This window comes from Kitasatospora sp. NPDC057198 (assembly GCF_042670125.1).
Taxonomy (GTDB): Bacteria; Actinomycetota; Actinomycetes; order Streptomycetales; family Streptomycetaceae; genus Kitasatospora.
Map to the genome: position 1 here is coordinate 1 of NZ_JBHUWH010000469.1, position 5,941 is coordinate 5,941.

At 74.7% G+C, this 5,941-nt stretch carries 2 protein-coding genes; both read right to left on the reverse strand.

Annotated features, from left to right (window positions below):
* Positions 1–4,246: amino acid adenylation domain-containing protein (locus ACFUEL_RS33315; protein ID WP_380240910.1), on the reverse strand; the 4,246-nt coding region annotated here is incomplete at its 3' end.
* Positions 4,247–4,273: 27 nt separating this feature from the next.
* The coding region (locus ACFUEL_RS33320) for a condensation domain-containing protein (protein WP_380240912.1) at positions 4,274–5,941 on the reverse strand (1,668 nt) is incomplete at its 5' end.

A 5,941-nucleotide genomic window follows, 5' to 3' on the forward strand; every position in this document is an offset into this window, starting at 1 on the left:
CGGTGGGCCTGATCGTGGTGGGGTCGATGCCGAGCACCTCGCCCCAGACCGCCGCCACCCGCAGCGCGGCCGAGGAGAGTTCGCCGCCGGTTGCCTCACCAGCTGCGGCCTCGACGGCGGGTGCCTGGGGTTCGGCCGTCTCCTGGTCGGTCCGCTCCAGGTCGCCGCCGGGCAGCCAGCGCCCCCGGCCGAGGACGGAGCGGGTGCCGTCCGCGCCGGTCAGCACGATGTCGCCGGGGGCGCCGATGGCCGCGGGCAGGCCCGCCGGGTCGAGGACGGCGACGGCGGCGGGGGCCCCGCTGCCGGGCACGCCGGGCAGCGGGCGGGAGCCGAACTCCGCCAGCGCGGCGAGCTCCTCGTCGTCCAGCAGCGGGCGGGCGGTGTGCGGCTGCGCCGGGTCGGCGGTCATCCGGTCGAGCGCGGCGGTGAAGTAGCCGCCGATGCGCACGATGTGGTCGTTGTCGAACGCGTCGGTGTGGTAGTGCAGGCTCAGCTGCACCTCGTCGGTGTAGAAGTGCCGGGAGAACTCCGAGCGGAACGGGAACTCGGTGATGGCCACGGCGCGGACGTCCAGCAGCGAGAACTCGGGCAGTTCGCGCAGCTTCTTCAGCGAGTAGAAGTGCGTGAAGTTGAAGACGGTCTCGAACAGCGGCACCTGGGTCTGCAGGTCCTGCTTCATCTTGGCCATCGGGTAGCGGCGGTGCGGCAGGAAGGAGGTCTCGGTGTCGTAGACCTGCCGGATCAGCCCCTCCCAGCTGCCGTCGGCGAGTTCCACCCGCATCGGCACCGAGTTGAGGAACAGGCCGCACGCCTTCTCGGCGTCCGCGGCCTCCGGGCGGCCGCTGTGCTCGTAGCCGGTCATCACGTCGCGCTCGCCGGTCAGCACGGCGTGCACCTTCATGTGGGCGGCGAGCAGGACGGTCTTCACCGGGACGCCGAGCCGGCCGGCCAGCGCGACGATCCGGTCGGACAGGCCGCGCGGCAGCGGCACGTCCTGCAGGACGACGTCGAAGGCCGCCTGCTCGTCGCGCGGCCGCAGCCGGGGGATGACCGTCTGCGGCCGGTCGGCCAGCCGGTCGAGCCAGTACCGGCGGTCCTCGGCCGAGTTGATCGACTGCTGTTCCAGGCCGATGAAGTTGCGCAGGTGGTTGGGGACGGGCTCGCCGGTGTAGGCGCCGTCGGCGACCAGGGCGTGGTAGATCTCGAACAGCTTGGTGTGCACCAGGTTGATGCTCCAGCCGTCGAGCGCCGAGTTGTGCTGGCTGATGCTGTAGCGGTACAGGTCGTCGCGCAGGACGTGGACGTGCAGCCGGATCAGGCCGGGGTACTCCCAGTCGAAGGCGTGGGCCTTCTCCTCGCGCTCCCACTGCTCGTACCAGGCTTCCTGGGCGGCGTCGTCCAGGTGGCGGATGTCGGCGATGAACACCGGCGGCGGGTCCACCGACCTGTGGACGAGCTGCAGGTAGTCGCGGAAGCCGCTGAGCCGGTAGCTGGTGCGGAAGATCGGGTTGTGGTCGACCAGGATCCGCACGGCCTCGGTGAACGCCCCGGCGTCGAAGGCGCTGTTGATCAGGTAGCCGATGATGTCGTGGTACTGGGAGCTGCCCCGGGTCATCTCGCTCTGGAAGATGGTGCCCGCCGAGAGCATCGACATCGGGTAGGCGTCCTCGACGTCCTCCGGCAGGCGGCCGCGCTCGTCCTCGCCGATCAGCTCGAACGGGGCGAACTCGTGGCGCAGTTCCTCCCGGGTGCCGCCCGCGTCCAGCACGGCGGCCAGGGCGGCGACGGTGGGGTTGGCGAAGAGCTGCTGGAAGGTGAAGGCGAGGCCGAGCTTGCGCGCCCTGGCCAGCACGGTGACGAAGTGGATCGAGGTGCCGCCGCGCGCGAAGAAGCTGTCGTGCACGCCGATCCGGTCGAGGCCGAGCACCTCGGCGATCAGGCCGGCCAGCGCCCGCTCGCTGTCGGTGCGGGGCTCGACGTGGCCGACGGCCTCGGTGGCGGGCTCCGGCAGGGCGCCCCGGTCGAGCTTGCCGTTGGGCGAGAGCGGGAAGGCGTCCAGCACGACGACCCGGGCCGGGACCATGTACTCGGGCAGCGTCCCGGCGAGGTGCTCGCGCAGCTGCTGCTCGGCGGGCCGGTCGCCGTCGGCGGCCGAGTCGGCGACGGCGTAGCCGACCAGGCGCCGGTGGCCGTCGGCGCCGGTGCGCACCACGACTGCGGCGTCGCCGACGCCCGGGTGGTCGAGCAGGCGGCGCTCGATCTCGCCGAGCTCGATGCGGTAGCCGCGGAGCTTGACCTGGGAGTCGTTGCGGCCCAGGTACTCCAGCGAGCCGTCCGGCAGGCGCCGGACCAGGTCGCCGGTGCGGTAGGCGCGGCTCTCGCCCGGGAAGGGGTTCTCCACGAACCGCTCGGCGGTGAGTTCCGCGCGGTGCAGGTAGCCGCGGGCCAGGCCGTCGCCGGCGATGTACAGCTCGCCGGGCAGGCCGACCGGCCGCTCGCGGCGCCGCTCGTCGAGGACGTGGAGCCGGGTGTTGTCGATCGGCAGGCCGATCGGGACGGCGGTGTCGCCGGCGGCGGTGCGGTGGTGGCTGACGTCCACGGTCGCCTCGGTGGGGCCGTAGAGGTTCACCAGCTCGGCGTGGCCGAGGAGTTCGGCGAAGCGGCGCACGTGGTGCACGCCCAGCGCCTCGCCGCTGGCGAAGACCCGGCGCAGCGAGCCGAGGCGCCCCTGGGCGCCGGTGGCCGCGACGTAGTCGAGGAACGCGCCGAGCATGGTCGGCACGAAGTGCAGGGTGGTGACCCGGTGCCGCTCGACGGCGGCCACGATGGCCTCCGGCTCGCGTTCGCCGCCCGGCGCCAGCAGGGCGACGCGCGCGCCCTCGATGTGCCACCAGAACAGCTCCCACACCGAGACGTCGAAGGAGACCGGCGTCTTCTGCAGGATCGTGTCGGTGTCGCCGACGGGGTAGGCGCGCTGCATCCAGTGCAGCCGGTTGACGACGCTGCGGTGCTCCACCACGACGCCCTTGGGGGCGCCGGTGGAGCCGGAGGTGTAGATGACGTACGCGGCGTCGGTGGCGGACCCGGCCGCCGGGGGCTCCCCGGCGTCCGCGGAGGTGTCGGCGACCGGCTCCAGCACGGTGACGGACGGCGGCACCAGGGCGGCGCGGTCGGCCTGCGCCAGGACGATCGCCGCCTTGCTGTCCTCCAGCATGTACGTCAGGCGGGCGGGCGGCAGCGAGGCGTCGAGCGGCAGGTAGGCGCCGCCGGCCTTCAGGACGGCGAGGATCGCGACGAGCATCTCGACCGACCGTTCGGCCAGGACGCCGACCACGGCCTCGGCGCCGACGCCCCGCTCCCGGAGGGTGCGGGCCAGCCGGGTGGTGGCGCGGTCGAGTTCGGCGAAGGTGAGGGAGCTCTCGCCGGAGGCGACGGCCACCGCGTCAGGGGTGGCCGCCACCGTGCGGGCGAACAGCTCCGGGAGGGTCACGTCGTCGGGGAACGGCACGGCGGTGTCGTTGGCGGCGGCGACGGCATCCGCGTCCGCCGCGGTGCGCAGGTCGATTCCGGCGAGTTCGGCGTCCGGGTCCGCCAGGGCGGCGGTGAGCAGCCGCGCGTAGTGGGCGGCGAGCCGGGCGGCGCTGCCCGCCGTGAAGCGCTCGGGTTCGGTGCGCACGTCCAGGGTGTAGCCGTCCGCGGTGCGCCGGACGTGGAACAGCACGTCGGCGGCGACCGCCTCGACGGCCTCGGCGGTGTGCAGGCCCTCCAGCGCGACGGCCGCCTCGACCTCGGCGCCGGCCAGTTCGACCGGGTAGTCCTGGTGGGCGAGCACGTCCAGGGTGGCCCGGCGCAGGCGGCCCAGCAGGGTCTTCAGGGTGTCGTCGGCGAGCAGTTCGAGCCGGGTGGGCAGGATCCGGGCCAGCGGCCGGGGCGCGGTCGGCGGCTGCCCGACGACCAGGTCGCGCTCCCCGGTGTACGCGTTGAGCAGGGCGAGCGCGGCCGCGGTGAGCAGGGTGTGCAGGGTGGTGGCGTCGCCGCGGCTGACGGCGGTCAGCCGCTCGGCCAGCGCGGGGTCGAGGTCGAGCGCCGCGGCGGGGGCGGTGCGTCCGGTGCGGGCGGCGGCGGGGCGGTCGGCCGGGAACCCGGTGGCGCGGGACCCGTCGAGGAAGCGGGCCCAGAACGCGGCCGCGGCGGGCCGCTGCGAGGCGGCGATCTTCCGCTGCCCGACGGTCAGGTGAGAACTCATGGAAGGGGGTGCTCCTCGGCGTGTGGATCAGAAGTCGAAGGCGATGCCGGGCAGTTCCGGCGTGTCCGCGGTGCGGTCGGCGGCGGACCCGGCGGACCCGGCGGGCCGTCCCAGGGCGGCGACCGTGCTGTCGGGGTGCGCGAGCGCCCGGTCGAGGATGCCGAGGAGGGTGTCGCGGAACGCGGCGACCGTGTCGCGGTCGAAGAGCTCCGTCGAGTACTCCCACTCGATGTGCAGGTCGTCCTGCTCCTCGAAGACCTGCATGTTCAGGTCGGCCATGCCCTGTCCGGGGTGGCGGGGCCTGAGCAGGACGCGCTCCCCGAGCAGTTCGACGGTCTGCAGCGCGCCCGCCTGCAGGGCCAGCAGGGTGTCGAAGAGGGGGTTGCGGCCGGGCACCGGCTCCCCGGCCTCGCGGACCAGTTCGGCGTACGGGAAGTCCTGGTGCGCGAACGCCTCCCGGGCGGTGGCGGCGGCCTCCTCGACGAGCACGCCGAACGGCTTGTCCGCCGCGGGCCGCAGCCGCAGCGGCACCGTGTTGACGAACATCCCGACCGCCGTGTCGAGGCCGGGGGCGGTGCGTCCGGCCGCGGGGACGCCGACGGTGACGTCGTCCTGGCCGGTGGCGAGGGACAGGAAGACCGCGTAGGCGGCGGCCAGCGGCGCGAAGGGCGTGACGGAGCGCTTGGCGGCGAGGGCGCGCAGCGCGGCGGTGCGCCCGGGGCCGAGCGCGAACGGCAGCAGGTCGCCGGCGTGGTCGCGCAGCGCGGGGCGGGGCCGGTCGGTGGGCAGTTCGGCCGGGGCGGGGCGGTCGCGCAGCGCGGCCGTCCAGTGGGCCCGCTGCCGTTCGGCGGCGGCCTTGCCCCCGCCCGCGGCCGCCCAGTGGGCGTAGTCCCGGTAGGGGTGGGCCACCGGCGGCAGTTCCCGGCCGCGGTAGAGCGCGTCGAGGTCGCCGAAGAGCTGCTTGAGGGAGAGCCCGTCGACCACCAGGTGGTGCAGGTCGACGAAGAGCACGGACCGGTCGCCGCAGCGGTGCAGGGCGGCGCGGGCCAGCGGCGCGGTCGCCGGGTCGAAGGGCCGGACGAGTTCCCCGAGCCGCGGCTCCCCCTCGGCCAGGCGCAGTTCCGACACCGCCTCGGGGTGCACGACCTGGACGGGTTCGTCCTTCAGCTCGAAGGAGGTGCGCAGCACCTCGTGGCGGGCGACCAGGGCGCGCCAGGCGTCCGCGAGCCGGGCCGCGTCCACGTCGGCCGGCAGGTCCAGCAGCAGCGGCACGTTGTACTGGACCGAGTTCTCGTCGCGGCGCTGCGCCACGAACAGCGGGTACTGCTGGGGGGCGAGCGGGTAGTGGTCGGCGGGGGGTGCGGCGGGCAGCGCGGCGGGGCCCGCGGGCTCGGGCGCGCGCTCGCCGAGCAGGGCGGCGAGGTCCTCGACGGTCGGGTTGCGGAAGATGTCGGCGACGGTCACCGGCACGCCGAACTCGGCGCCGACGGCGGTGGCGAGGCCGGCCGCCAGCAGGGAGTCGACGCCGTGGTCGAAGGCCGAGTCGAGCACGCCGACGGTGGCGCCGGGCAGGGCGCCCTCCCAGATCGCCACCAGCCGCTCCTCGACGGCGTTCCGCGGCGGCACGTGCTCCACCGGCAGGTCGTACCGCTCGGCCGGGTCGGGCAGCGCCGAGCGGTCGACCTTGCCGTGGGC